Origin of the sequence: Pseudomonas sp. DWRC2-2, assembly GCF_049897885.1 — a bacterium.
Taxonomy (GTDB): Bacteria; Pseudomonadota; Gammaproteobacteria; order Pseudomonadales; family Pseudomonadaceae; genus Aquipseudomonas; species Aquipseudomonas azotoformans_A.
On record NZ_JAFCXD010000006.1, the window covers coordinates 409,782 to 432,949 of the forward strand.

Consider the following 23,168-nt stretch of genomic DNA (forward strand, 5'->3'; position numbering starts at 1 on the left):
CCCGTGAAAAGCCATCCTGCCTCCCTACTGGCCGAAGTCCGGACCTTTCGCCAGAACCACCCCGACGTGCGTTACGTCGACCTGATCGCCCTGGACATTCCCGGGCATTTCTACGGCAAGCGCTACCCCATCGAGATGCTGGAAAAAGTCGCCGCCGGCAGCCCGTTGAAACTGCCGCAAAACGCAGTGTTGCTGGGGGCCCAGGGTGGCCTGTTCAAGATCGGTGACTACTGTTTCAACGACGGCGATCCGGATGCCAACCGCCGTTTGGTGCCAGGCACGCTCAAGCCAGTGAGCTGGGAGTCGCAACCCCTGGGCCAGATGCTGATCACCTCGGACGGCACCGAAGCGCCCATCGAATTCGAACCCCGCGAAGTGCTGGCCAAGGTGCTGGAGCGCCTGCACCACAAGGGCATCCACCCGGTGGTGGCTTTTGAATTGGAGTTCTACCTGTTCGACAAAAAGCTCGACAACGGCCTGCCGCAATTCGCCCGCGACCCACTGAGCGATGACGCCGACGACCAGCCCAACCTGCATATCGAACGGCTGTCACGCTTCAGCGAAGTGCTGGATGACATGGCGCACACCGCCAAGGATCAGGGCATCGATATCACGGTGATCACTGCCGAGATCGGCCCAGGCCAGTTCGAGATCAACTTCGGCCACCTCGATGACGGCCTGCGCGCCGCCGACCGGGCCGCCCTGTTCTGCCGCAGCACCCGTTGCGTGGCGCTCAAGCACGGTTACCGCGCCAGCTTCATGGCCAAGCCGTACCTGCAATACCCTGGTAGCGGCATGCATGTGCATGTCAGCCTGTATGACGGCGCGGGCAATAACCTGCTGGCGGCGCACCAGCAGCAACCGCTGCGGCATGCTGTGGCCGGCTGCCTGGAGTTGCTGCCCCACTGCATGCCGATCTTCTCGCCGAACCACAACGCCTTCCGCCGCCTGGGCGGTACGGTCAACGCCGCCACCCGCGCCAGCTGGGGCTTTGAAGACCGTGACGCGTGCGTGCGCATTCCCGAATCCGACCCGCGCAACCTGCGTATCGAACACCGCCTGGCCAGTGCCGATGCCAACCCCTACCTGGTACTGGCGGCGATCCTGGTCGGCCTGGAGCACGGCTTGGAAACCAAGCACGAACCCATCGCCCCGCTGAACGAGGACCGCAGCAGCGGCACCGACTTCCCGCTGGACATGCTCGACGCCGTGCGTGCCATGCAGCATCAATCGGTATTGCGCGATAAGCTGGGCGCCGAATTTGTCGACGTGTACTGCGAAAACAAACGCCAGGACCACCTGGCCTTCCAACAAGAGATCAACGCGCGGGAATACCGCTGGTTTCTCTAAACGCCACTGGAATCACCGATGACCGACCAAAGCGCCCCGGCCCTCAAGGAAATCTTCAACGTCGAACGCCTGCAACACATCGCCGATGAAATGACAGCGGTGTACCCGGCGTTCGACGCCAAGGGCTTCCTCAAGCACGCCAAGGCCGGGTTGGCCGAGTTGTCGGTGATGCAGCGCATGGCGCGGGTCAGCGAGAGCCTGCATGCGGTGATCCCGCTGGATTACCCGCAAACCCTAAAGGTGCTTTACGCGTTGGCCCCACGCTTGAACAGCGCGTTCGTCAGCCTGTTCCTGCCGCATTTCGTGGCAAGTTACGGGTTGCACGACTTCAAGCGCTCCATGGCTGCTCTTAAATACTTCACCACCTTTGGCTCCGCCGAATTCGCCATCCGCCACTTTTTGCAGCACGACTTCCAGCGCACATTAGCGGTGATGCAAACCTGGTCACTGGATGACAACGAACACGTGCGCCGCCTGGCCAGCGAAGGTTCGCGTCCGCGCCTGCCTTGGTCATTCCGCCTGGCACAGGTGCAGGCCAACCCCGAGCTGTGCGCGTCGATCCTCGACAACCTCAAGGCCGACAGCAGCCTCTACGTACGCAAGTCCGTGGCCAACCACCTCAACGACATCACCAAGGACCATCCGGAGTGGGTGCTCAGCCTGATCGAGGGCTGGAACCTGGATAACCCGCACACTGCGTGGATCGCCCGCCATGCCTTGCGCAGCCTGATCAAGCAAGGCAACACCCGTGCGCTGACGATCATGGGCGCCGGCGCCAAGGCCGAGGTGAAGATCCACCATCTGATGGTCACACCGGCGGTGATCAACCTGGGCGAACGCATCAACCTGTCCTTCAGCCTGGAGTCCACCTCTGCCGCGCCACAGAAACTGGTGGTGGACTACGCCATCGACTACGTGAAAAGCGCCGGCCACAGTGCCGCGAAAGTGTTCAAGCTCAAGGCGTTTACCCTCGGCGCGGGTGAGCATCACAGCATTCGGCGTGAGCAACATATCCGCGAACTGACCACGCGTAAGCACTATCCCGGACGGCATGTGGTGCACGTGTTGGTGAATGGGGAAAAGCTCGGCAGTGCTGAATTCGAATTGCGCGCCTGACTCGATTGACTAAACCTGCACAGTTTTAATCCGGTTACGGTCAGTCAGATCTCGCCGAGCAACAACCTTTGCTCCCGCGCGCACAACTCCACCACGTAATCCCACAACACCCGCAGCCGCACCGATTTGTGCAACTCCCGACGCGAGCTGATCCAGTAGCTGCGCTGGATCCCCTCACCTGGCAGCAACGGCACCAAGTCCGGATCGCCGGACGCCATAAAGCACGGCAACACCGCGATCCCCAACCCGGAGCGTGCCGCCTGGTGCTGGGCGATCACGCTGGTACTGTGGAACACCACCTTGGGGTTGCGGCAGAAGCTGCTGAGGAACTTGAGTTCCTGGCTGAACAGCAAGTCATCCACGTAATCGATCCATGCATGCGCGGCGAGGTCTTCGCGTTTTTCGATCGGCGGGTTGCGCTCCAGGTAGGCACGGCTGGCGTAGAGGGCCAGGCGGTAGTCGGTGAGTTTGCGCGTGACCAGTTGATCGACGCTGGGGCGTTCGAGGTGGATGCTGATCTCCGCCTCACGGTTGAGGATGCTGACAAAGCGCGGCACCGCCACCAGTTCCACTTCCAGTCCGGGGTAGCGATCAAATAGCCCGCCCATGCGACTGGCCAGGAACATCACGCCCAATCCCTCGGCCACGCCGAGGCGGATCTTGCCCAGGGGCGCGGCGGAGTGGGTCAGTTCGTCTTCAGCCAGCAGCGCGACGTTTTCCATGGCTTCGGCGTGCTTGAGCAAGGCCTCGCCGGCGGGCGTCAACTCGTAGCCCTGCGCGTGCTGCACGAACAGAGCAGTGCCGAGGCTTTTCTCGATCGCCTCGATGTGCCGCGCGACGGTGGCGTGGGTGGTTTTCAGGCGTTGCGCGGCGGTGAGCAGGCGGCCGCTGCGCTGCAGCTCCAGAAAGTACCGCAGGTCATTCCAGTCGAACATGACGCCTCCATTGCATGAAACTCGACCACGCTGTTTAAAAACGCACAGCAGCTGGGTAAAAACTAACATTTTTAAGACGAAAACTAACAACTAGGATGGAGCCAATAAGAAAAACAAGCGAGGCCTCAGATGCCCATTGCAACTGCTGAATACGATTACATCGTCGTAGGCGCCGGCCCCGCGGGCTGCCTGCTGGCCAATCGACTGTCCGCCAACCCCGCTCACCGCGTGCTGCTGCTTGAAGCCGGCGGCCGCGACAACTACCCCTGGATCCACATTCCCGTCGGCTACCTGTTCTGCATCGGCAACCCACGCACCGACTGGTGTTTCAAGACCGAAGCCCAGGAAGGCCTGCAAGGCCGTGCGTTGAGTTACCCTCGGGGCAAGGTGCTGGGCGGCTGCTCGTCCATCAACGGCATGATCTACATGCGCGGCCAGGCCCAGGATTACGACGGCTGGGCGGCAGAAGGCAACGCGGGCTGGGCCTGGAAAGACGTGCTGCCGCTGTTCAAGCAGAGCGAAAACCATTTTGCCGGTGCCTCGGAGTTCCACAGCGACGGCGGCGAATGGCGCGTCGAACAGCAGCGCCTGCACTGGCCGATCCTCGACGCCTTCCGTGATGCGGCGGCGCAGAGCGGCATTGCCACCCTCAACGACTTCAACACGGGCGACAACGAAGGCTGCGGCTACTTCCAGGTCAACCAGAAGGCCGGCGTACGCTGGAATGCAGCCAAGGCGTTTCTCAAGCCGGTCCGCCAGCGCCCCAACCTCACGGTGATGACCGAAGTGGAAGTCGACCGCGTACTGCTGGAGAACGGCCGCGCCTCCCAGGTAATCGGCCGTCAGCAGGGCCAGCAGATGAGTTGGAAGGCACGCAAGGAAATCGTGCTGTGCGCAGGCTCCGTAGGCTCACCGGGTATTTTGCAGCGTTCGGGAATCGGTCCGTCCAGTGTGCTCAAACCCTTGGGCATCGACGTCCTGCATGAACTGCCGGGCGTTGGTGGCAACTTGCAGGACCACCTGCAACTGCGGCTGATCTACAAACTGGAAAACGCGCGCACCCTCAACCAGATCGCCGGCACGCTATGGGGCAAGATGGGCATGGGCCTGCGCTACCTGTATGACCGCAGCGGCCCGCTGTCGATGGCGCCCAGCCAGCTCGGCGCATTTGCCCGCTCGGGTCCGGAACAGACCTCGGCCAACCTCGAATACCACGTGCAGCCGCTGTCACTGGAGCGCTTTGGCGAGCCGCTGCATGCCTTCCCGGCGTTTACCGCATCGGTCTGCGACTTGCGCCCGCAAAGTCGCGGGCGCATCGACGTTCGCTCGGCCAACCCGGCGGATGCGCCGCTGATCCGCCCCAATTACCTGAGCCACCCAGAAGACTTGCGCGTAGCCGCCGACGCGATCCGCCTGACACGCCGCATTGTTGCCGCACCCGCCCTGAGCCAATTCAAACCGGTGGAATATCTGCCGGGGGACTCCTTGCAAACCGAAGACGAGTTGCACGAAGCCGCCGCGCGCATCGGTACGACCATCTTCCATCCGGTCGGCACCTGCCGCATGGGCAGCGACAAAGACGCGGTGGTGGATGCACAACTGCGGGTGCATGGCGTGCCGGGCTTGCGCATTGCCGATGCGTCGGTCATGCCGCGCATCACGTCCGGCAATACCTGTTCACCGACGCTGATGATCGCGGAAAAGGCCGCGCAGCTGATCCTTTCGCCGAACACAAGGAGTCTCGCCCCGGAGAAAGAACTGGTTCATGCAATCTGAATAGCGGCGCCAGACCTGGCGCCGACAGTGGAACAACAATAAATAATCACTGTGAGGGCTACCCGATGTCAGAACATGCTCAACCCCTGGGCTCGGCGGTCAACGCCGCCGTTACCCGCAACGACTCAAAGAAGGTCATCTTCGCCTCGTCCCTGGGGACGGTGTTCGAGTGGTATGACTTTTTCCTCTATGGCGCCCTCGCGGCGGTGATCAGCAAGCAGTTCTTTGCCGGGGTCAACGACACCACGGCGTTCATCTTTGCCTTGATGGCCTTTGCCGCCGGCTTTGTGGTGCGGCCGTTCGGCGCGCTGGTGTTTGGCCGCCTGGGCGACATGATCGGGCGCAAATACACCTTCCTCGTCACCATCATCTTGATGGGCGTGGCGACCTTCTGTGTCGGGCTGTTGCCGACTTACGCGAGCATCGGCATTGCGGCGCCGATCATCCTGATCGTGCTGCGCATGCTGCAAGGCCTGGCGCTGGGCGGTGAATACGGCGGTGCTGCGACCTACGTGGCGGAACATGCGCCTGCCGGCAAACGCGGCTTCCACACCAGCTGGATTCAATCCACCGCGACCCTCGGCCTGCTGCTGTCACTGCTGGTGGTGTTGGCCTGCCGTTATTTCACCGGTGACCAGTTCGAAGTGTGGGGCTGGCGTATTCCGTTCCTGTTCTCCATCGTGCTGCTGGGTATTTCCACGTGGATTCGCATGAGCCTGCATGAGTCGCCGGCGTTCCTGAAAATGAAAGAGGAAGGCAAGGCCAGCAAGTCGCCGATCCGCGATTCGTTCGGCAAATGGGAAAACCTCAAAATTGTGCTGATCGCGCTGTTCAGCATCAACGGCGGCCAGGCGGTGACCTTCTATGCGGCACAGTTCTATGTGCTGTTCTTCCTCACCCAGTTCCTGAAGATGGACCCGGCCCTGGCCAACATGCTGCTGATCATCAGCGTGGTGATCGGCGCGCCGTTCTTTATCTTCTTCGGCTGGCTGTCGGACAAGGTGGGCCGCAAGCCGGTGCTGATGCTCGGCCTGCTGCTGGCGACCGCGCTGTACTTCCCGATCTTCAAGAGCCTGGCGCACTACACCAACCCGGCGATGGACCAGGCCAGCAACCAGGCCCCGATCACCGTGCTGGCCGACCCGGCCACCTGCACCTTCCAGTTCGACCCGGTGGGCAAGGCCAAATTCGACAGCCCGTGCGACAAGGTCAAGACCTTCCTGGTCAAGCAGGGCCTGCCCTACAGCAGCGCCGCCGCACCGGCCGGCAGCCCGGTGCAGGTAAGCGTGGGCGACGTGCGTATCGAAGGGTTTGACGAAAAAGCCCTGCGCGGCGCCGTGACCCTGGCCGGCTATCCGTCTTCGGCGGACGTGGCCCAGGTCAACAAGACCATGGTGGTGGTGCTGATCGTGGCGCTGATCCTGATCGCCGCCATGTGCTACGGCCCGCTGGCCGCGTTGATGGTTGAATTGTTCCCGACCCGCATTCGCTATACCTCCATGTCCCTGCCTTACCACATCGGCAATGGCTGGTTTGGCGGGTTCCTGCCGACCGTGTCGTTCGCCCTGGTGGTGTACACCGGCGATATCTTCTACGGCCTGTGGTATCCGGTGGTGGTGACCGGGGTGAGCCTGATCGTAGGGCTGTTCTGCCTCAAAGAAACGCGGCATGTGGATATTGATAACAACTGACTGAAGGCGCCCCCTTCCCTTACCGGACGGGGGCGCACACAAATTGCTGTATATCCATCCAGATAATGGTTGATCAAATCCCTTCTTTTGCCCATCCTGCTCTCCATTCAACGGTGTAACGAACGGGCTGAGCATGCGGCTGTACCTCTGTGAAAAACCTTCCCAGGCCAAGGATATTGCGGCCGTACTCGGTGCCAGTCGCCGGGGCGATGGTTGCTGGCTGGGCAATGGCGTCACGGTCACCTGGTGCATCGGCCACCTGCTGGAAACCGCCCCGCCCGACGCCTACGACGAGAAGTACAAGCGCTGGGTGCTGGCCGACCTGCCCATCGTCCCGGAAAAATGGAAGATGCGCGTCAAGCCCAAGACCGCCAGCCAGTTCAAGGCGGTCAAGCGTTTGCTGGGGGAAGCCCAGGAACTGGTGATCGCCACTGACGCCGACCGCGAAGGCGAGATGATCGCGCGTGAGCTGGTGGAGCATTGCCGCTATCGTGGGCCGATCCAACGGCTGTGGCTGTCGGCGCTGGACGACGCCTCCATCCGCAAGGCCCTGGCCGCCCTCAAGCCAGGCGCCGAGACCTTCAGCCTGTATCACTCGGCCTTGGGCCGTTCCCGCGCCGACTGGCTGATCGGCATGAACATGAGTCGCCTGTTTACCTTGCTGGGGCGCCAATCCGGTTATCAGGGCGTATTGCCTGTGGGTCGGGTGCAAACGCCGACCTTGCGCCTGGTGGTGGACCGCGACCGCAGCATTGCCGATTTTGTGCCGGTGGCGTACTGGGCCATCGATGTCGACCTGCGCCACAACGCCATGACCTTCACCGCCCAGTGGCGCGCGGCCGAGGATGCCTGTGATGACCAGGGCCGCTGCCTCAACCCGCAACTGGCGCGAGACGCCGCCGACGCCATGCGCAACGCCGCCACCGCGCGACTGGTCAAGCTGCGTACCGAACGCATGCGCGAAGTGGCGCCCCTGCCCTTCGACCTCGGCACCCTGCAGGAAATCTGCTCCAAGAAGCTCGGCCTCGGCGCCCAGGAAACCCTGGATATCGCCCAGTCGCTGTATGAAACCCACAAAGTCATCACCTACCCGCGCAGCGATTGCGGCTACCTGCCGATGAGCCAACACAGCGACGCACCGAAGATTCTTGCTGCGTTGGGGCGTGCTGATACGGCGGTGAATGAACTGATGCCGTATATCGACCCACAGCGTCGCTCGCGGGCGTGGAATGACGCCAAGGTCAGCGCCCACCACGGCATCATCCCGACCGGCGCCGGCAAAGATGTAGGGCAACTCACCGGCAAGCACCGTGCGGTGTACACGTTGATTCGTGCGCGCTACCTGGCGCAGTTCCTGCCCAACCACGAATACGATCGCACCCAGGCGGACTTCGAGTGCGCAGGCCAAGCGTTGCGCGCAGTGGGCAAAGTGGTCATCGAACCGGGCTGGAAACGTGCCCTGCCCGAAGCCCTCGCGCCAGCAAAAGGCCGCGAAGCGCCGGCTCCGCAAGCGTTGCCGGCATTGGTGCAGAGCCAGGATTATGCCGTGGCCAAGGTCAACCTCAAGGACCTGTGGACCCAACCGCCCAAGCCCTTTACCGAAGGCGACCTGATCAAGGCAATGAAAAACGTCGCCAAGCTGGTGGAAGACCCGCTGCTCAAGCAAAAGCTCAAGGACACCACTGGCATCGGCACCGAAGCCACCCGTGCCGGCATCATCCAGGGCCTGCTGGACCGTGGCTACCTGGTGAAGAACGGCAAGGCGCTGTCGGCCACCCCGGCAGCGTTCAGCCTGATCGACGCCGTGCCCCGCGCCATCGCGGACCCTGGCACGACGGCGATCTGGGAGCAGGCGCTGGACATGGTGCAAAGCGGCGAAATGAGCCTGGAAGAATTCGTCGCCAAACAAGCGGCCTGGATGAGCAAGCAGGTGGCGCGTTGCAATGGCCTGCGCATGACCATCAGCGGCCCCGCCAGCCCGGCAGGACGCGGCGCCGCGCCATGGAAAAAGAAGCGCAAGAGCGCGCCACGCAAAACCACAGCCGCCCCCAAGCGGGCGAAAAAGCCGACAAATGCCGGGTAAATCCCAAAAAAATCCGGCGAATGACGTTTTTCGACGGGTTTAGCGCCGCTTTGGACCTTGCCGTGGCGCGGGCCGTCTAGGATTCTGTAAGGGGAGCCTGACTAACTAACAAAAACCGGAGTGGCCGCCATGAAAACCGTTGCACAAGTGCTCAAAGCCAAGGACCAGAAAAACCAGGAAGTCCATGTCATCAAACACGACCACACCGTGTTTGAAGCACTGGTCCGGATGTCGGAGAAAAACGTCGGGGCCTTGCCGGTCGTCCAGGATGGCGTGGTGGTAGGTATCATCAGCGAACGTGACTACGCCCGCAAAATCATGCTCAAGGGGCTTTCGTCGGTCACCACAAAGGTGCATGAGGTGATGAGTTCTCCGGTGATCACCGTCGACACCCATAAAAAGGTCGATGAGTGCATGAACATCATGACCGACAGTCACCTGCGCCACCTGCCGGTGGTGGAAGACGGCAAACTGTTGGGCCTGCTCTCCATCGGTGACTTGGTGAAAGAAGCCATTGCCGAGCAGGCAGAATTGATCAGACAGTTGGAGCAATACATCCGCGGCGAATAGGGGAACCCATGCTCGACACGCTGGAACATCAAGAGGACCACCTAGACACCCTGTACCGGGCCATGGCCGACCGGCGTTTTCTGGTGTTGACCGGTGCCGGGATCAGCACGTCGTCGGGCATTCCCGATTACCGCGACAGCGAAGGCGTGCGGCGGGGCAAAGCGCCAATGATGTACCAGGAATTCCTCGCCACCCCGCAGGCGCGGCGCCGTTACTGGGCGCGAGCGATGCTGGGGTGGCCGAGGGTCCGTATTGCGCAACCGAACAAGGCGCACCAGGCGCTGGCGACACTGCAACAACGCGAGCGCATCAGCGGGTTGATCACCCAGAACGTCGATACCCTGCACGATCAAGCCGGCAGCCACGACGTCATTGAACTGCACGGCAGCCTACATCGAGTGCTGTGCCTGGATTGCCAGTTGCGCAGTCAACGTGACGCGATCCAGCGGCAGATGGAAATCGACAACCCCTATCTGTCGCAAGTCCACGCGGTGCAGGCGCCCGATGGCGACACCCTGCTTGATCCCGTCTTTGAACAACACTTCCAGGTCCCGCGCTGCCCCCACTGCAATGGCGAGCGCTTGAAACCGGATGTCGTGTTTTTTGGCGAGAACGTAGCGCCGGCAACAGCGGCCAGGGCAATGGCTGCGGTAGAGCATGCCGAGGGGTTGCTGGTGGTGGGGTCGTCGCTGATGGCCTATTCGGCGTTTCGGCTGTGCAAGGCCATGGTCGAACAGGGCAAACCCGTCATTGCAATCAACTTGGGCAAGACCCGAGGGGATGAGCTGTTACAGGTGAAGATCGAAGCCGAGTGTGAGCGATTGTTGCCCTTGCTGACAGAGCGATTGGCCTGATATCTGCCTGACCTGCACCTCCAGAAAATGACGCCCAAGTCACGTTTTCCCGCATTCTCCCGTCCCCACGGCGATTTATGTAGTGATCAAAAATAATCACTACATAACCGTTGACGTAACCTTTTTGTCCTTGCATTATCGAGACGTCTCCCGGATCGGGAGCGTTGGCAACAAGCGTTTTGAACAAGCTCGTCTGACCGCCGAGCTGTTTTTTCCGGATGTGCACTGCCCACAAGGCGGATTGATGAAGCTGACCGGCCCGAAGGGCTCGGTACAAGGCGCTCAAATGCGGCTTGTCTTCGTTATGAAAGCGTTGCGTAGCAGTTCATCAGCAAGACTACATGCATCAGGTTCAAGACCCTGCCCGTATTCGGCAGACAGTCGCTGACGCCCGGTTTTCGCAACCGGAGACAACTAAAGATGTTTTAACGAACCAACTGATAGATCGCCAACTGGTCAAGGGGCTTACACATGAATCTGAACAACCAACCAACTATCGATGAATTGGCTGAGATGTTCGCAGCGCAGAAAGACACACTCGACGACCATATCCTGTGGATTGGCAAATCGGGCGAAGTGCAACTTGACTGCCTGGAGCCCAATACCGAAGAGGCTGAGTTCGACCGCAATCACCGTGAACTGGCGGCACGCCTGAGGGTTTACCGTCGTGGCCAGGGTTATGTCGGCAAGAAAGCCGCCGCCGATCGCAACTTTATCGAGCAGGTTTTCCACACACTTAATACCGAATGGCAGAACCTCAAAGGCCAATCGCACGTTAAAGTGATTGATAGATACTGCTGATAACAGCGCATTAAACATTTAAGCCCGCTTGTTCATTCAAGCGGGCTTTTTAATGCCTGAGTTATAACAATGCCGGAAACCGCCCCTTTGTCGCTTCATCCCGGAAAATATCAAACAACACCTGCGCCGCTGCCGAGAGTTCATGCCCCGGCTTGGTCAGCACACCAATCGGCCGTTCTATCACCGGATCGCTCAAGGTGATGCAGTGCGCGCCCGCCTCTTCCATCTGCCTTGCGCACAACGCCGGTACCGCGCTGACGCCCAAGCCACTCGCCACCATCTTGCCCACCGTCGCCAACTGATGGCTTTCCAGGGCTACCGGCAGCTTCATCTGTAGCGCGCCCAAGTGCTCTTCCAACATCACACGTACCGTAGACGGCCGTTGCAAGGTGATGAACGGTTGCTCCAGCAAGCTTTTCCAATCGATCTCGGCACAGTGTGCCAACGGCGAATCACCCGGCACCACGGCGATGAAGCGGTCGAGGTACAACGGCGTAAACGCCAGTGATGAACCTTCAGCAGGCTCAAACGCCACGCCCAGCTCCACCTGCCGGTCGCGCACCATCTCCAGCACCTGTTCATTGATCAAGTCATGCACAGTCACATTCACCTGCGGGTAACGCGCGCGGAATATCTTCAGGATCGGGGGCAGCAAATTGCCCGCAAACGACGGCATCGCCGCCACAGTGACTCGACCACGCTGCAAGGTGAAACGCTGGCGCAGTTCGTCTTCGGCATTGTCCCAGTCGGCAATCAGCCGGCGCGCCAGGGGCAGCAATGACTCACCTTCGGGCGTCAGGGCAACGTTGCGGGTATTACGGCTGAACAGGCGCCCGCCCAGGCCTTCTTCCAGGCCCTTGATGGTCAGGCTCAGCGCCGATTGAGAGAGGTGCAGGCGCTCACAGGCGGCGGCAAAACTCAGGCTCTGGGCCACGGCGAGAAACGCGCGCATCTGTTTAACGGTCATGACGCTACTCCAAACGGTCGGGCGACTATGCTGTTTTTTAAATCAATCAACCTTAAAAAACAACTTAACAAATCAATCAGCCGGAGCAACACTCGGTTCATTGGCTGGCCCACAAACAATAAAAGAGGTGCATATGGCAGGTTTCGATAAACGCGTGGCGTCCTACGAGGAAGCATTGGCAGGCCTGGAAGACGGCATGACCGTACTCTCCGGCGGTTTTGGCCTGTGCGGTATTCCGGAAAACCTCATTGCCGAGATCAAGCGCAAAGGCACCCGCGACCTGACCGTGGTTTCCAACAACTGTGGCGTCGACGGTTTCGGCCTGGGCGTTTTGCTGGAGGAAAAACAGATCAGCAAGGTGATCGCTTCCTACGTCGGTGAAAACGCCCTGTTCGAGAAGCAATTGCTCAGCGGCGAAATCGAAGTGGTGCTGACGCCTCAAGGCACCCTGGCCGAGAAAATGCGCGCTGGCGGCGCCGGCATCCCGGCCTTCTTCACCGCGACCGGCGTCGGCACCCCGGTGGCCGAAGGCAAGGAAACCCGCGAGTTCAACGGTCGTCCGTACCTGATGGAAGAATCCATCACCGGCGACTTCGCCATCGTCAAAGGCTGGAAAGCCGACCACTTCGGCAACGTCATTTATCGCCACACCGCCCAGAACTTCAACCCATTGGCCGCCACCGCCGGCAAGATCACCGTGGTCGAAGTGGAAGAAATCGTCGAACCGGGCGAGCTGGACCCGGCGCAGATCCACACCCCTGGCATCTACGTCGACAGGATCATCTGCGGCACGTTCGAGAAGCGCATCGAACAGCGCACCGTGCGCAAATAATCCGCCCCCAGCCCGAACAATAAGGACACCTAAAAATGGCTCTTACCCGCGAACAAATGGCTCAACGCGTCGCCCGCGAAATGCAGGACGGCTTCTACGTCAACCTCGGCATCGGCATTCCGACCCTGGTGGCCAACTACATCCCCGAAGGCATGGAAGTGATGCTGCAATCGGAAAACGGCCTGCTGGGCATGGGACCGTTTCCTACAGAAGAAACCATTGATGCCGACATGATCAACGCCGGTAAACAAACCGTTACCGCACGTATCGGCGCCTCGATCTTTTCCTCGGCCGAGTCCTTCGCGATGATCCGAGGCGGCCACGTCGACCTCACTGTACTCGGCGCTTTCGAAGTGGACGTCAATGGCAACATCGCTTCGTGGATGATCCCCGGCAAGCTGGTCAAAGGCATGGGCGGCGCCATGGACCTGGTGGCCGGTGCGGAAAACATCATCGTGATCATGACCCACGCTTCCAAGGACGGTGAGTCCAAGTTGCTCAGCCAGTGCAGCCTGCCGCTGACCGGTGCCAACTGCATCAAGCGTGTATTGACCGACCTGGCCTACCTGGAAATCGAAAATGGCGCTTTTGTCCTCAAGGAACGCGCACCTGGCGTCAGCGTTGAAGAGATTGTGAGCAAGACCGCCGGTAAACTGATCGTCCCGGACCACGTTCCAGAAATGCACTTCCAGTGAGGACAGATTCCATGCAAGACGTCGTGATTGTTGCTGCCACCCGCACCGCAGTGGGCAGCTTCCAGGGTTCGCTGGCGAACATTCCAGCCCCGGAACTGGGCGCTGCCGTGATCCGCCGCCTGTTGGAACAGACCGGCCTCGACCCCGCCCAAGTGGATGAAGTGATCCTCGGCCAGGTGCTCACCGCAGGCAGCGGCCAGAACCCGACGCGTCAGGCTTCGATCCTCGCCGGCCTGCCCCACGCCGTGCCGAGCCTGACCCTCAACAAAGTCTGCGGCTCCGGCCTCAAGGCGCTGCACCTCGGCGCCCAGGCCATCCGTTGCGGCGACGCCGACGTGATCATCGCCGGCGGCATGGAGAACATGAGCCTGGCTCCGTACGTACTCCCCGCTGCGCGCACCGGTTTGCGCATGGGCCACGCCAAGATGATCGACAGCATGATCACCGACGGCCTGTGGGATGCATTCAACGACTACCACATGGGCATCACCGCCGAGAACCTGGTGGACAAGTACGGCATCAGCCGTGAAGCCCAGGACGCGTTCGCTGCGGCGTCCCAGCAAAAAGCCGCTGCTGCTATTGAAGCAGGCCGCTTTGTCGATGAGATCACCCCGATCCTGATTCCCCAACGCAAAGGCGACCCGGTGGCCTTCGCCGTGGATGAACAGCCTCGCGCCGGCACCACTGCCGAGTCCCTGGCCAAACTGAAACCGGCGTTCAAGAAAGACGGCAGTGTCACCGCCGGCAACGCCTCCAGCCTCAACGACGGCGCCGCTGCGGTACTGCTGATGAGCGCAGACAAAGCCAAGGCCCTCGGCCTGCCGGTGCTGGCGCGTATCGCCGGTTACGCCAACGCGGGCGTAGACCCAGCCATCATGGGCATCGGCCCGGTCTCGGCCACCCGCCGCTGCCTGGACAAAGCCGGCTGGAGCCTGGGTGACCTGGACCTGATCGAAGCCAACGAAGCCTTCGCCGCGCAATCCCTGGCGGTGGGCAAAGAACTGGAGTGGGATGCAGAGAAGGTCAACGTCAACGGTGGCGCCATCGCCATCGGCCACCCGATCGGCGCCTCAGGCTGCCGCGTGCTGGTGACCCTGCTGCATGAAATGATCAAGCGTGATGCCAAGAAAGGCCTGGCAACGCTGTGCATCGGTGGCGGACAGGGTGTCGCGCTGGCACTCGAACGCAGCTGATTCAACGCGCAACATGGAAAAGGCCTGGTTCCACGAAAACCAGGCCTTTTCTTTACCCTCAATCCCGCCCCTGTGGCACCGCAAACACCGCATTCGCCCGCGCCACCACCTTCTCCCCCACCTGCAAGCTCACCGTGGCAAACGCCATCTGCCGCCCCCGTTTGTGATGCTCCAAGCGCACCACAATCCACTCCCCCACCTGCACCGCCCCCAGATAATCCAAGGTCATGCTCGCCGTAATCAACGGCAGCGGCGGCTCACTGGAAAACGCCATCGCATACCCCATGCCGATATCCGCCAGGGTCGCCAACACCCCGCCATGCACGGTGCCGCGTCCATTGGCGTGGCGATTGTCGGCGCGCAGGCCGATCTCCAGTTGCAGGCCCTCCCCTCGGCAATACGCCGGGCCGAGCAGGTCCAGCAAGGGGCTGCTGCGGGGCAGCGAAACAAAACCTTCAGGCACGGCGTGAGCGATCATGGCGGATTCTTCCCTGTAGTGAAGATTGAGATGTACGCCTCGCCGCAAGCGGCAGCCATGACCATCCACCGCGCAAATTCCCCGCGATGCTTTGCGTTAATCCACCAGACCCGCTTTAATCGCCGCATTGACCCTTCAAGGAACTGCAATGCGCCACCTGGACGGCAAATCCCAGCCACTTCGTGCCCCCTTTTTGATGCTGCTGGCCGGCCTGGCGTTGGTCGGCTGCTCGCCCAGTGACCACTCCCGTGCGCGGGTGATCAACGGTGAACAAAGCCGCGCCGGCGCACAACTGGCTTATGAGCATGAACTGAGCCTGGCCCTGCCCGGCGCCCTGCTTGCGCCGCGCATGCAGGCCACTCGCGAAGCCTGCGAAACCGCGCGCTTTGGCGCCTGCAATATCCTCGGCATCACCGAAAACGACAGCGGCGGCCAGATCATCCTGCGCATCGCACCGACCGGCGTAGAGCCGATGGTCGCGATGGCCGCCGAAGGTGGCAAACTCGGCCAGCGCATCACCACCGCCGAAGACCTGGCCGATGCCGTTGCCGATGTGCGCCGTCGCCAGGACCGCCTGCAAGCCCAGCAACAACGCCTCGACGAGCTGGCCAAGCGCAAGGACATCACCGTCAGCGATCTGATTGCCCTGAGCAAGGAACAGGCGGGCATTGAAAACGAGTTGCAGGAACTGGCACAGGTTGCCGCCGGCCAGCAACGCCGCCTCGACACCAACCGTGTGACCCTGAATTTCCGCTCCTCTGATGGTGCGAACCAACAGTCGAGGTTCAGCCGCATGTTCAGCAACTTGAGCGATAACCTGGTGGACGGCACTGCCGACGCCCTGGAGCGCTCGGCCTATGTGCTGCCGTTCGTGATCCTGGCGTTTCCGGTGGTGTGGTTGTGGGTGTGGTTGTGGCGCCGCTTCGTCAAGCGCCGCACTTGATCAGCGCTTCATGCACCGCTGATAACGCTCATCCACCCGCTTGGCGAACCAGGCGGTGGTGAGGTTGCGGGTGATCTTGGGGCTTTTGAGCACGATGCCCGGCAGGATCGCCCGTGGCATCGGCTTGCCCGCGGCCTTGTCGGCCAAGGCAAACACGCGTTTGTAGAGCGTGGTGTCCTCGAAATCCAGTTGCTCGCCCTGCTCCAGTTGGCTGCGGATGCTGGGGTTGCGCATGTCCAGCTTCGCGCCCAATGAACGCACCGCCAGCTCGGTAGTGCCCGGCAGCAGTGAACCGTAACGAATCAAATCCCCATCCAGCGCCAGTTCGATGCCCGAGGCACGGCTGACGGCAGCCTGGAACGCGGCATTGCGGCTGGCGTACCAGCCGGCATTGAAGTCGGCAAAGCGATACAAAGGCTGGTCATAATTCACCGGATAACCGAGCAAATGCGCAATGCCGAAGTACATACCGCCCCGGCGGGTAAAGACTTCGCGACGAATGGTGCCGTCCACTGTGTAGGGATAACCCCGCGCCTGCTTCTGCGCAAAGTCGATACTCACCTGCATCGGCCCTGCGGTATGTACCGGGTTGAAACCACCAAATAGCGTGTTGCCCAGGGGCACCATGCTGATGAAGTCATCGAAGATCCCGCTCAGGTCCTTTTCCGTGCGCGCGGCACTCAGGCGGTCGGCGTAGGTCTTGCCCGTGGGCGAGCTCAATTGCAGCGCGCTGCGTACGACGAACGCCGGCACATGGACTTTTGCGGCACGCCGCAGGATTTCATCCTGGGCGATCTTGCCCATGTTCGGCACGGGCGGGTCGACCTGGTAAGTGGACTCCTGCTCGGTCACCGCCAGCACGGCGCAGATGTTTTCGGTGCTGGGGTAGATTTTTTGGGTGTCGAAGGCGGTGTAGATGTCCTGCGCCCACCCGTTGCGGTCGGGCACTTGGGCGGGGAGCAGCCGTACGATCTGCGCTTTCACCTCGGCTTCGCTGCGCTCCGGCTGTTGCGGGTTGCGTGTGGTGGAGCAACCGGCCAGCACCAGCAAGGTGGCAAGGCAGAGGATCAGGCGACTTGAATACATGGGACATCCTTGAGCGACGATCAACTATCGACGCCCAAGGATAGCGGCAGTTCCGCAGCAGAGTGTGTCAGATCCCGGCCAACGCCAGGTCCATCGCAAAGTAGGTGAAGATCAAGTCCGCACCCGCGCGCTTGATCGATCCCAACGTCTCACGCACCACACGATCCTCATCAATCGCACCCGCCTGGGCGCCAAACTTGATCATCGCGTACTCACCGCTCACCTGATACGCCGCCACCGGCAGGCGTGAGGCTTCGCGGATATCGCGGATGATGTCGAGGTAGGCACCGGCGGGCTTGACCATCAGCGCGTCCGCGCCTTCCTGCTCGTCCAGCAACGATTCGCGCACGGCTTCGCGGCGGTTCATCGGGTTCATCTGGTAGCTTTTTCGGTCGCCCTTGAGCGCGCTGCCGCCCGCTTCGCGGAACGGGCCGTAGAGGGCCGAGGCGAATTTGGTGGAGTACGCCATGATCGGGATATGGGTGAAGCCTGCGTCATCCAGGGCGCGGCGGATCGCCTGGACCTGGCCGTCCATTGCCGCAGAAGGCGCAATCACGTCAGCACCGGCACGGGCAGCGGCCACGGCTTGCTTGCCGAGGTTGACCAGGGTCGCGTCGTTGTCGACATGGGCACCGTGCATCACGCCGCAATGACCATGATCGGTGTACTCGCAGAAGCAGGTGTCGGACATCACGATCATCTCCGGCACGGCGTCCTTGATGATCGAGGACATGCGCGAGACCAGGCCACGTTCCTTCCAGGTGTCGCTGCCGCTGGCGTCCAGGTGATGGGACACGCCAAAGGTCATCACCGACTTGATGCCGGCGCGGGCATAGCGCTCGATCTCGCCGGCCAGTTTCTTCTCAGGGATGCGCAGCACGCCAGGCATGCTGGTGATGGGCACGAAGTCGTCGATTTCTTCTTCGACGAAGATCGGCAGCACCAGGTCGTTCAGGGTGAATTCGCTTTCCTGGAACAAACCACGCAGCTCCGGGGAGCGGCGCAGGCGACGTGGGCGGGCTTGGGGGAACTGGCTGGTCATGGCTTTCCTATCACAAGGCAGAAATCTTTGGGGCGAAAGCTTATGCCCCTTGGCCCCGGCAGCACAAACGCCGAGGGGCCAACAGTGTATTGCGCCGCCCGTAACAATTCATTGATCTAGAGCTGCAATCGCCCTTCGATACACACCGCCACAGCGCCGCCCACCCAGATTTCATCGCCTTGGCGCTCGACGCGTATCCGCCCCGCCCGCCCGATGGCCGTGCCTTGGCTGACCACATAGCGCTCAGGCGCCAGGCTTTCAGCCAGCAGCCATTGGGCGACACCCGCGTTCAGGCTGCCGGTGGCCGGGTCTTCCTGGGCGCCGTCACCCGCAATGAAGGCGCGGACTTCAAACTGTGCATCCACATCGTCCCGCGCGGGATCGCAGGGGGCGATGACACCCACCGCCAAACCCAGCAGTTGCGAATAGTCGGGTTGAAGCTCCAGCACTTGATCTCGGTCCGACAGCATCACCGCCAGCCAGCCCGCGCCGTTGTCGACCCACTGGCTGCGCACAATGGCTTCGGGGGCCAAGCCCAGCGCCAGGCGCACGCGCTCGATCAACGAGGCCTCCACCGGCCCTGAACGCAACAACGGCGGCGCGATAAATGCCAGCTCATCGCCCTGGCGACGGATCCGCACCAAGCCGATTTCGCACTCCTGGATGATCTCTTCGCCTTTCGGGATCCCGCCGGCCTGCAGCCACGCGTGGCAACTGCCCAGCGTCGGGTGTCCGGCGAACGGCAGCTCCTTCAAGGTGGTGAAGATTCGCACGCGGTAGTCCGCTTTCGGATCACGCGGCGTCAGCAAGAACGTGGTTTCGCTGAGGTTGGTCCAGTTGGCGAAGTCCGCCATCTGCTGGTCCGTCAGGCTGTCGGCACCGAACACCACCGCCAGCGGGTTGCCCTTGAGCGCCACGCGGCTGAAAACGTCCAGCTGTTTGAAATCAAAAGTCGGCATGCTTCAACTCGGAATACTGAGGCCACGGATCACTGCCGGCCGTGCGACGAAACCGTCCAGCGTGCGCAGCACATTGGGGAAGTCGGCTATGCCCACCAGGTCGCCGGATTCGTAGAAACCGATCAGGTTGCGGATCCACGGAAAGGTCGCGATGTCGGCAATGCTGTACTCGTCGCCCATGATCCAGGTGCGACCCAGCAGGCGTTTCTCCAGCACGTCGAGCAAGCGCCGGGATTCGGCGGCGTAACGGTCACGGGGGCGTTTGTCTTCGTAGGCCTTGCCGGCGAATTTGTTGAAGAACCCCAACTGGCCAAACATCGGGCCGATACCGCCCATCTGGAACATCAGCCACTGGATTGTTTCATAACGGGTGGCCGGGTCTTCGGAGAGCAACTGGCTGGTTTTTTCCGCCAGGTAGACCAGGATCGCGCCGGACTCGAACAGGGCCAACGGTTGGCCGCTGGGGCCATTGGGGTCGATGATCGCGGGGATCTTGTTGTTGGGGTTCAGGGACAGGAACTCAGGCGATAGCTGGTCCTGGGTCTCAAAGCTGACTTTGTGGGCTTCATAGGGCAGGCCCAGCTCTTCGAGCATGATTGACACTTTTACCCCGTTGGGCGTCGGCAGCGAGTAGAGTTGCAGGCGCTCGGGATGCTGGGCGGGCCATTTGCTGTTGATCGGAAACGCGGCGAGTGGGTTCATCGCAAGTACCTGGGCAGAAAGCAACCATGATAGTCATCTGCCAAGCGTCCTGCATGGGTCATCAATACGCAACAACCGCTGGCTATTATCCCGCGTGGGCGAACCAATAGGCCCGCGGGCACTCTTAAGTGCGCTCAAACGGTGAATGGAGGCAACGCGCTATATCGACAGGGAACACCGCAGGACGCCGGATGCGTCACTGGGGCCGGGCTTGTCCGCCTTAACCTGATGCACTGAAGACTCGACACTAATGACCATCAAGCCTCTGTGCCTTGCGCTGCGCCTGAAACGATATTCATACATCATGTTGCCGCTGTTGCTCGTAGGTGGCGCCATCGGCCTGACCCTGGAGTCGCGCACCAGCAATGCCGAACAGGCAGACGGCGTGCAAACCCTTGTGTTTCTGCGCCACGGTGAAAAACCCGCCGGCGGCCTGGGCCAGCTCAATTGCCAGGGCCTCAACCGGGCGATGAACCTGGCCACCCTGCTCCCGGAAAAATTCGGCAAGGCCGACTTCGTCTTCGCCGCCAACCCGACACGAAACGTGGAGGAAGGCGAGCTGGACAATTCCTACAGCTACATTCGCCCACTGATGACCATCAGCCCCAGCGCGATCAAGCTGGGCCTGCCGGTGAACATCAAGTTTTCCGCCAATGACACCAGCGACCTGGCTGACGAGTTGGTGGAAGACAAGTACCACAACGCAACCATCTACACCGCCTGGTCCCACGGTTACTTGCCGGAGCTGATCAACAAGGTGGCGAGCGAAGCGTCGGGCGAAAAGCACACCATCACCGACGACTGGTCCGGCAGCGACTACGACACGCTCTACGTGCTGACGCTGACCTGGCACAACGGCAAGGCCTCGTTGCTGAGCCGCAACTACAAGCAAGGCTTAAACAACGGCGATGAGAGCTGCCCGGATCCTACCCAGCTCGGCGCAGAATCCTGACAGCAAAAGGCCGGCTGGGCTCTGGTGAGCGCAGCCGGCCTATTGGTTTCAGCCGTTATTGCCGGGCAGCCAGCAAACGCTTGTGACGGTTACGGCGGGCAATGTTCAGACATTCAATCGCCGCCGAGAACGCCATGGCTGCGTACACGTAGCCCTTAGGCACATGGGCGCCGAAGCCTTCGGCGATCAACGTCATACCGATCATGATCAGGAAGCCCAGGGCCAACATCACCACGGTCGGGTTGTCGTTGATGAACTTGGCCAACGGCTCGGCCGCCACCAGCATCACGATCACCGAGGTCACGACGGCGATGATCATGATCGGCAAGTGCTCGGTCATGCCCACGGCGGTGATGATGCTGTCGATGGAGAACACCAGGTCGAGCAACAGGATTTGGCCAATGGCCGCGGCAAAACCGATGGCCACGACGTTGCCAGCGCTGGTTTCCTTCTCTTCCGGCTCCGGGTCCATGCTGTGATGGATCTCGGTGGTTGCCTTCCACACCAGGAACAGGCCACCGGCGATCAGGATCATGTCCTTCCACGAGAACGCCTGGCCAAACACTTCGAACACCGGCGCGGTCAACTGCACGATGAACGCGATGGTGCTCAACAAGCCCAGACGCAACACCAACGCCATGCTGATACCGATGCGTCGTGCCTTGGCCCGATGCTGCTCCGGCAGCTTGTTGGTGAGGATCGAGATGAAGATCAGGTTATCGATACCCAGCACGATCTCCATGACGATCAAGGTCGCCAGGGCAACCCAGGCGGTGGGGCTGGCGGCCAGTTGTAAAAGGTAATCCATAGGTCAGTCCTGACGTTCTTCGTGAATAAAAAGTGCGGGGAAATTAGGCTTCTTTGCTAGAAGATTCGCTTTCTTTGTCTTCCTGATCATCCTTTTTCTGCGGGTTGATCAGGCCGTTGGTCGCTTCACTCAATGCCTGCTCGGCGGCCTTGTGGGTGTCATCGATGGCTTGCTTGGCCGATTCAGTGGCTTTGCCCAGCACCTGCTGCGCGCTTTTCTCGACCTGATCGCAGCCGCTGATCACTACCAATGAAAGCGCAAGCAACGATGCCGCGCCCAGGGAATTGAGTTTCATGATGTCTTCCTCGTTAGAACCATTGGGTCCAAATAGTGGCCCCGCGATAGCGAGGCATTCTATGCAGCTGAACAGTTCAGGAAAATTCGTATTTTTCTCGCGTATACTTCGGTTTTAACGAAGTGATGGTCGTCATGCTCAATTATCGACAACTGCACTACTTCTGGGTGGTGGCCAAGACCGGCAGCATCGTGCGTGCGTGTGAGCAGCTTAACCTCACGCCCCAGACCATCAGCGGGCAGATCAGCCTGTTGGAGCAAACCTTTGGTATCGCGCTGTTTCAGCGCGTCGGCCGCCAATTGGAGTTGACTGAAGCCGGGCGCCAGGCCCTGCCCTACGCCGAGCAGATGTTCCAGACCGGCAATGAATTGGAGGCCATGCTGCGCGCGCAGCCCGATGAACAGCAGATCCTGTTCCGCGTCGGCGTGGCGGATGTGGTGCCCAAGTCCATTGTTTACCGGCTGATCGCGCCGACCATGGAATTGAGCGAACCGATCCGCATCACCTGCCGCGAAGACAAGCTCGAACGCCTGTTGGCCGACCTGGCCATCCAGCGCCTGGACCTGGTGATTTCCGACAGCCCCATGCCCTCGCACCTGGACATCAAGGGCTACAGCCAGAAGTTGGGGGAATGTGGCATCAGCTTTTTCGCCACCCAGACGTTGGCTGACGCCTACGGCGGGGATTTCCCACAGTGCCTGCACGGCGCGCCGCTGTTGATTCCAGGCGCGGAAACCGTGGTGCGCAGCCGTTTGCAGCGCTGGTTTGCCGAACAGCAGATCCAGCCGAAGATCATCGGTGAGTTCGACGACAGCGCCTTGATGCAGGCCTTCGGCCAATCCGGCAGCGGGATTTTTATCGCCCCCAGCGTGATTGCCGATGAGGTGGTGCGCCAGTACGGCGTGGCGCTGATTGGCCAGACCGTGGCGGTGACCGAGTCGTTCTACGCGATCTCGGTGGAGCGCAAGGTCAAGCACCCCGGTATCGTGGCGATTACCGAAGGTGCCAGGCGCGAGTTGTTCACCACCCTGCCCTGACGG

The 23,168-nt window shown here is 61.1% G+C and carries 23 protein-coding genes; 14 read left to right on the forward strand and 9 right to left on the reverse strand.

Annotation, left to right across the window (positions count from 1 at the left end):
* The first annotated feature begins 3 nt into the window (after window positions 1–3).
* Together ACP7EW_RS25690 and ACP7EW_RS25695 are read left to right on the forward strand one after the other, a co-directional pair.
* Entirely contained in the window at window positions 4–1,350 is a 1,347-nt protein-coding gene (locus ACP7EW_RS25690) for a glutamine synthetase family protein (protein ID WP_426220830.1), read from the forward strand.
* An 18-nt stretch (window positions 1,351–1,368) separates the two neighbouring features.
* Window positions 1,369–2,466, forward strand: a complete 1,098-nt coding sequence (locus ACP7EW_RS25695; RefSeq protein ID WP_426220832.1) for a DNA alkylation repair protein — start codon at window positions 1,369–1,371, stop codon at window positions 2,464–2,466.
* A 44-nt stretch (window positions 2,467–2,510) separates the two neighbouring features.
* Here ACP7EW_RS25695 and ACP7EW_RS25700 read toward each other — a convergent pair whose 3' ends face one another.
* On the reverse strand, window positions 2,511–3,401 hold the full coding sequence (locus ACP7EW_RS25700; RefSeq protein WP_038851312.1) for a LysR family transcriptional regulator: 891 nt from the start codon (window positions 3,399–3,401) through the stop codon (window positions 2,511–2,513).
* A 129-nt stretch (window positions 3,402–3,530) separates the two neighbouring features.
* On the opposite strand from ACP7EW_RS25700, the gene ACP7EW_RS25705 reads away from it, so the two are divergent.
* The 6 genes from ACP7EW_RS25705 to ACP7EW_RS25730 all read left to right on the forward strand — a co-directional run bounded on the left by ACP7EW_RS25705 (window position 3,531) and on the right by ACP7EW_RS25730 (window position 11,176).
* Window positions 3,531–5,177: a GMC family oxidoreductase gene (locus tag ACP7EW_RS25705; RefSeq protein ID WP_426220835.1), complete on the forward strand. Its 1,647-nt coding sequence runs from the start codon at window positions 3,531–3,533 to the stop codon at window positions 5,175–5,177.
* A gap of 65 nt (window positions 5,178–5,242) precedes the next feature.
* Window positions 5,243–6,868, forward strand: a complete 1,626-nt coding sequence (locus ACP7EW_RS25710) for an MFS transporter (protein ID WP_095016876.1) — start codon at window positions 5,243–5,245, stop codon at window positions 6,866–6,868.
* Between the two features lie 133 nt (window positions 6,869–7,001).
* The gene (locus ACP7EW_RS25715) at window positions 7,002–8,951 is read left to right on the forward strand and encodes a DNA topoisomerase III (protein WP_426220838.1); all 1,950 of its coding nucleotides are present in this window, start codon (window positions 7,002–7,004) and stop codon (window positions 8,949–8,951) included.
* Window positions 8,952–9,080: 129 nt separating this feature from the next.
* Window positions 9,081–9,521 carry a CBS domain-containing protein gene (locus ACP7EW_RS25720; protein WP_314527542.1) on the forward strand — a complete coding sequence of 147 codons (441 nt, stop codon included), beginning with the start codon at window positions 9,081–9,083 and terminating at the stop codon, window positions 9,519–9,521.
* Between the two features lie 8 nt (window positions 9,522–9,529).
* Window positions 9,530–10,375, forward strand: coding sequence for an NAD-dependent protein deacetylase (locus tag ACP7EW_RS25725; RefSeq protein ID WP_426220840.1), 846 nt, complete (start codon window positions 9,530–9,532; stop codon window positions 10,373–10,375).
* 471 nt (window positions 10,376–10,846) lie between these two features.
* A complete protein-coding gene (locus tag ACP7EW_RS25730) occupies window positions 10,847–11,176 on the forward strand; it encodes a hypothetical protein (RefSeq protein ID WP_033902055.1) in 330 nt (109 codons plus the stop codon).
* 61 nt (window positions 11,177–11,237) lie between these two features.
* Here the strand turns inward: ACP7EW_RS25730 and ACP7EW_RS25735 are convergent, their stop codons facing one another.
* The gene (locus ACP7EW_RS25735; RefSeq protein WP_426220841.1) at window positions 11,238–12,143 is read right to left on the reverse strand and encodes a LysR family transcriptional regulator; all 906 of its coding nucleotides are present in this window, start codon (window positions 12,141–12,143) and stop codon (window positions 11,238–11,240) included.
* Window positions 12,144–12,276: 133 nt separating this feature from the next.
* Here ACP7EW_RS25735 and ACP7EW_RS25740 point away from each other — a divergent pair, with 133 nt between their 5' ends.
* From ACP7EW_RS25740 to ACP7EW_RS25750, 3 genes are read left to right on the forward strand one after another with little or no spacing between them, the layout of a single operon-like run.
* Window positions 12,277–12,975: a CoA transferase subunit A gene (locus ACP7EW_RS25740; protein WP_010211319.1), complete on the forward strand. Its 699-nt coding sequence runs from the start codon at window positions 12,277–12,279 to the stop codon at window positions 12,973–12,975.
* A 35-nt stretch (window positions 12,976–13,010) separates the two neighbouring features.
* Window positions 13,011–13,670, forward strand: coding sequence for a CoA transferase subunit B (locus ACP7EW_RS25745; protein WP_038851304.1), 660 nt, complete (start codon window positions 13,011–13,013; stop codon window positions 13,668–13,670).
* Between the two features lie 11 nt (window positions 13,671–13,681).
* On the forward strand, window positions 13,682–14,863 hold the full coding sequence (locus ACP7EW_RS25750; RefSeq protein WP_426220843.1) for an acetyl-CoA C-acetyltransferase: 1,182 nt from the start codon (window positions 13,682–13,684) through the stop codon (window positions 14,861–14,863).
* 58 nt (window positions 14,864–14,921) lie between these two features.
* Here the strand turns inward: ACP7EW_RS25750 and ACP7EW_RS25755 are convergent, their stop codons facing one another.
* Complete coding sequence (locus ACP7EW_RS25755; protein ID WP_426220845.1) at window positions 14,922–15,341, reverse strand: PaaI family thioesterase; 420 nt, start codon at window positions 15,339–15,341, stop codon at window positions 14,922–14,924.
* 148 nt (window positions 15,342–15,489) lie between these two features.
* Here ACP7EW_RS25755 and ACP7EW_RS25760 point away from each other — a divergent pair, with 148 nt between their 5' ends.
* Window positions 15,490–16,284: a DUF4349 domain-containing protein gene (locus tag ACP7EW_RS25760; RefSeq protein WP_426220847.1), complete on the forward strand. Its 795-nt coding sequence runs from the start codon at window positions 15,490–15,492 to the stop codon at window positions 16,282–16,284.
* Here ACP7EW_RS25760 and ACP7EW_RS25765 read toward each other — a convergent pair whose 3' ends face one another.
* The 4 genes from ACP7EW_RS25765 to ACP7EW_RS25780 all read right to left on the reverse strand — a co-directional run bounded on the left by ACP7EW_RS25765 (window position 16,285) and on the right by ACP7EW_RS25780 (window position 20,073).
* The gene (locus ACP7EW_RS25765; protein WP_426220849.1) at window positions 16,285–17,370 is read right to left on the reverse strand and encodes a DUF1615 domain-containing protein; all 1,086 of its coding nucleotides are present in this window, start codon (window positions 17,368–17,370) and stop codon (window positions 16,285–16,287) included.
* Window positions 17,371–17,437: 67 nt separating this feature from the next.
* Window positions 17,438–18,412, reverse strand: coding sequence for a porphobilinogen synthase (gene hemB, locus ACP7EW_RS25770; protein ID WP_016977356.1), 975 nt, complete (start codon window positions 18,410–18,412; stop codon window positions 17,438–17,440).
* A 116-nt stretch (window positions 18,413–18,528) separates the two neighbouring features.
* Window positions 18,529–19,371, reverse strand: a complete 843-nt coding sequence (locus ACP7EW_RS25775) for a PhzF family phenazine biosynthesis protein (RefSeq protein ID WP_426220852.1) — start codon at window positions 19,369–19,371, stop codon at window positions 18,529–18,531.
* A 3-nt stretch (window positions 19,372–19,374) separates the two neighbouring features.
* On the reverse strand, window positions 19,375–20,073 hold the full coding sequence (locus ACP7EW_RS25780) for a glutathione S-transferase N-terminal domain-containing protein (protein WP_426220854.1): 699 nt from the start codon (window positions 20,071–20,073) through the stop codon (window positions 19,375–19,377).
* Between the two features lie 250 nt (window positions 20,074–20,323).
* Between ACP7EW_RS25780 and ACP7EW_RS25785 the strand changes: the two genes are divergently transcribed.
* A complete protein-coding gene (locus ACP7EW_RS25785; protein WP_038843914.1) occupies window positions 20,324–21,025 on the forward strand; it encodes a hypothetical protein in 702 nt (233 codons plus the stop codon).
* A gap of 55 nt (window positions 21,026–21,080) precedes the next feature.
* Here ACP7EW_RS25785 and ACP7EW_RS25790 read toward each other — a convergent pair whose 3' ends face one another.
* Window positions 21,081–21,833, reverse strand: coding sequence for a TerC family protein (locus ACP7EW_RS25790; RefSeq protein WP_010211333.1), 753 nt, complete (start codon window positions 21,831–21,833; stop codon window positions 21,081–21,083).
* A gap of 43 nt (window positions 21,834–21,876) precedes the next feature.
* The gene (locus ACP7EW_RS25795) at window positions 21,877–22,128 is read right to left on the reverse strand and encodes a hypothetical protein (RefSeq protein WP_033902036.1); all 252 of its coding nucleotides are present in this window, start codon (window positions 22,126–22,128) and stop codon (window positions 21,877–21,879) included.
* A gap of 134 nt (window positions 22,129–22,262) precedes the next feature.
* On the opposite strand from ACP7EW_RS25795, the gene nhaR reads away from it, so the two are divergent.
* Window positions 22,263–23,165: a transcriptional activator NhaR gene (gene nhaR, locus ACP7EW_RS25800; RefSeq protein ID WP_426220857.1), complete on the forward strand. Its 903-nt coding sequence runs from the start codon at window positions 22,263–22,265 to the stop codon at window positions 23,163–23,165.
* The last annotated feature ends 3 nt before the right edge of the window (window positions 23,166–23,168 follow it).

Coding starts and splice junctions, on each gene's coding strand:
- ACP7EW_RS25735 (WP_426220841.1), bottom strand. CDS start 12,143: ATGACCGTTAAACAGATGCGCGCGTTTCTCGCCGTGGCCCAGAGCCTG.
- ACP7EW_RS25700 (WP_038851312.1), bottom strand. CDS start 3,401: ATGTTCGACTGGAATGACCTGCGGTACTTTCTGGAGCTGCAGCGCAGC.
- ACP7EW_RS25725 (WP_426220840.1), top strand. CDS start 9,530: ATGCTCGACACGCTGGAACATCAAGAGGACCACCTAGACACCCTGTAC.
- ACP7EW_RS25755 (WP_426220845.1), bottom strand. CDS start 15,341: ATGATCGCTCACGCCGTGCCTGAAGGTTTTGTTTCGCTGCCCCGCAGC.
- ACP7EW_RS25795 (WP_033902036.1), bottom strand. CDS start 22,128: ATGAAACTCAATTCCCTGGGCGCGGCATCGTTGCTTGCGCTTTCATTG.
- ACP7EW_RS25785 (WP_038843914.1), top strand. CDS start 20,324: ATGACCATCAAGCCTCTGTGCCTTGCGCTGCGCCTGAAACGATATTCA.
- ACP7EW_RS25765 (WP_426220849.1), bottom strand. CDS start 17,370: ATGTATTCAAGTCGCCTGATCCTCTGCCTTGCCACCTTGCTGGTGCTG.
- ACP7EW_RS25745 (WP_038851304.1), top strand. CDS start 13,011: ATGGCTCTTACCCGCGAACAAATGGCTCAACGCGTCGCCCGCGAAATG.
- ACP7EW_RS25705 (WP_426220835.1), top strand. CDS start 3,531: ATGCCCATTGCAACTGCTGAATACGATTACATCGTCGTAGGCGCCGGC.
- ACP7EW_RS25760 (WP_426220847.1), top strand. CDS start 15,490: ATGCGCCACCTGGACGGCAAATCCCAGCCACTTCGTGCCCCCTTTTTG.
- nhaR (WP_426220857.1), top strand. CDS start 22,263: ATGCTCAATTATCGACAACTGCACTACTTCTGGGTGGTGGCCAAGACC.
- ACP7EW_RS25775 (WP_426220852.1), bottom strand. CDS start 19,371: ATGCCGACTTTTGATTTCAAACAGCTGGACGTTTTCAGCCGCGTGGCG.
- ACP7EW_RS25715 (WP_426220838.1), top strand. CDS start 7,002: ATGCGGCTGTACCTCTGTGAAAAACCTTCCCAGGCCAAGGATATTGCG.
- ACP7EW_RS25780 (WP_426220854.1), bottom strand. CDS start 20,073: ATGAACCCACTCGCCGCGTTTCCGATCAACAGCAAATGGCCCGCCCAG.
- ACP7EW_RS25720 (WP_314527542.1), top strand. CDS start 9,081: ATGAAAACCGTTGCACAAGTGCTCAAAGCCAAGGACCAGAAAAACCAG.
- ACP7EW_RS25790 (WP_010211333.1), bottom strand. CDS start 21,833: ATGGATTACCTTTTACAACTGGCCGCCAGCCCCACCGCCTGGGTTGCC.
- ACP7EW_RS25695 (WP_426220832.1), top strand. CDS start 1,369: ATGACCGACCAAAGCGCCCCGGCCCTCAAGGAAATCTTCAACGTCGAA.
- ACP7EW_RS25710 (WP_095016876.1), top strand. CDS start 5,243: ATGTCAGAACATGCTCAACCCCTGGGCTCGGCGGTCAACGCCGCCGTT.
- ACP7EW_RS25730 (WP_033902055.1), top strand. CDS start 10,847: ATGAATCTGAACAACCAACCAACTATCGATGAATTGGCTGAGATGTTC.
- ACP7EW_RS25740 (WP_010211319.1), top strand. CDS start 12,277: ATGGCAGGTTTCGATAAACGCGTGGCGTCCTACGAGGAAGCATTGGCA.
- ACP7EW_RS25750 (WP_426220843.1), top strand. CDS start 13,682: ATGCAAGACGTCGTGATTGTTGCTGCCACCCGCACCGCAGTGGGCAGC.
- hemB (WP_016977356.1), bottom strand. CDS start 18,412: ATGACCAGCCAGTTCCCCCAAGCCCGCCCACGTCGCCTGCGCCGCTCC.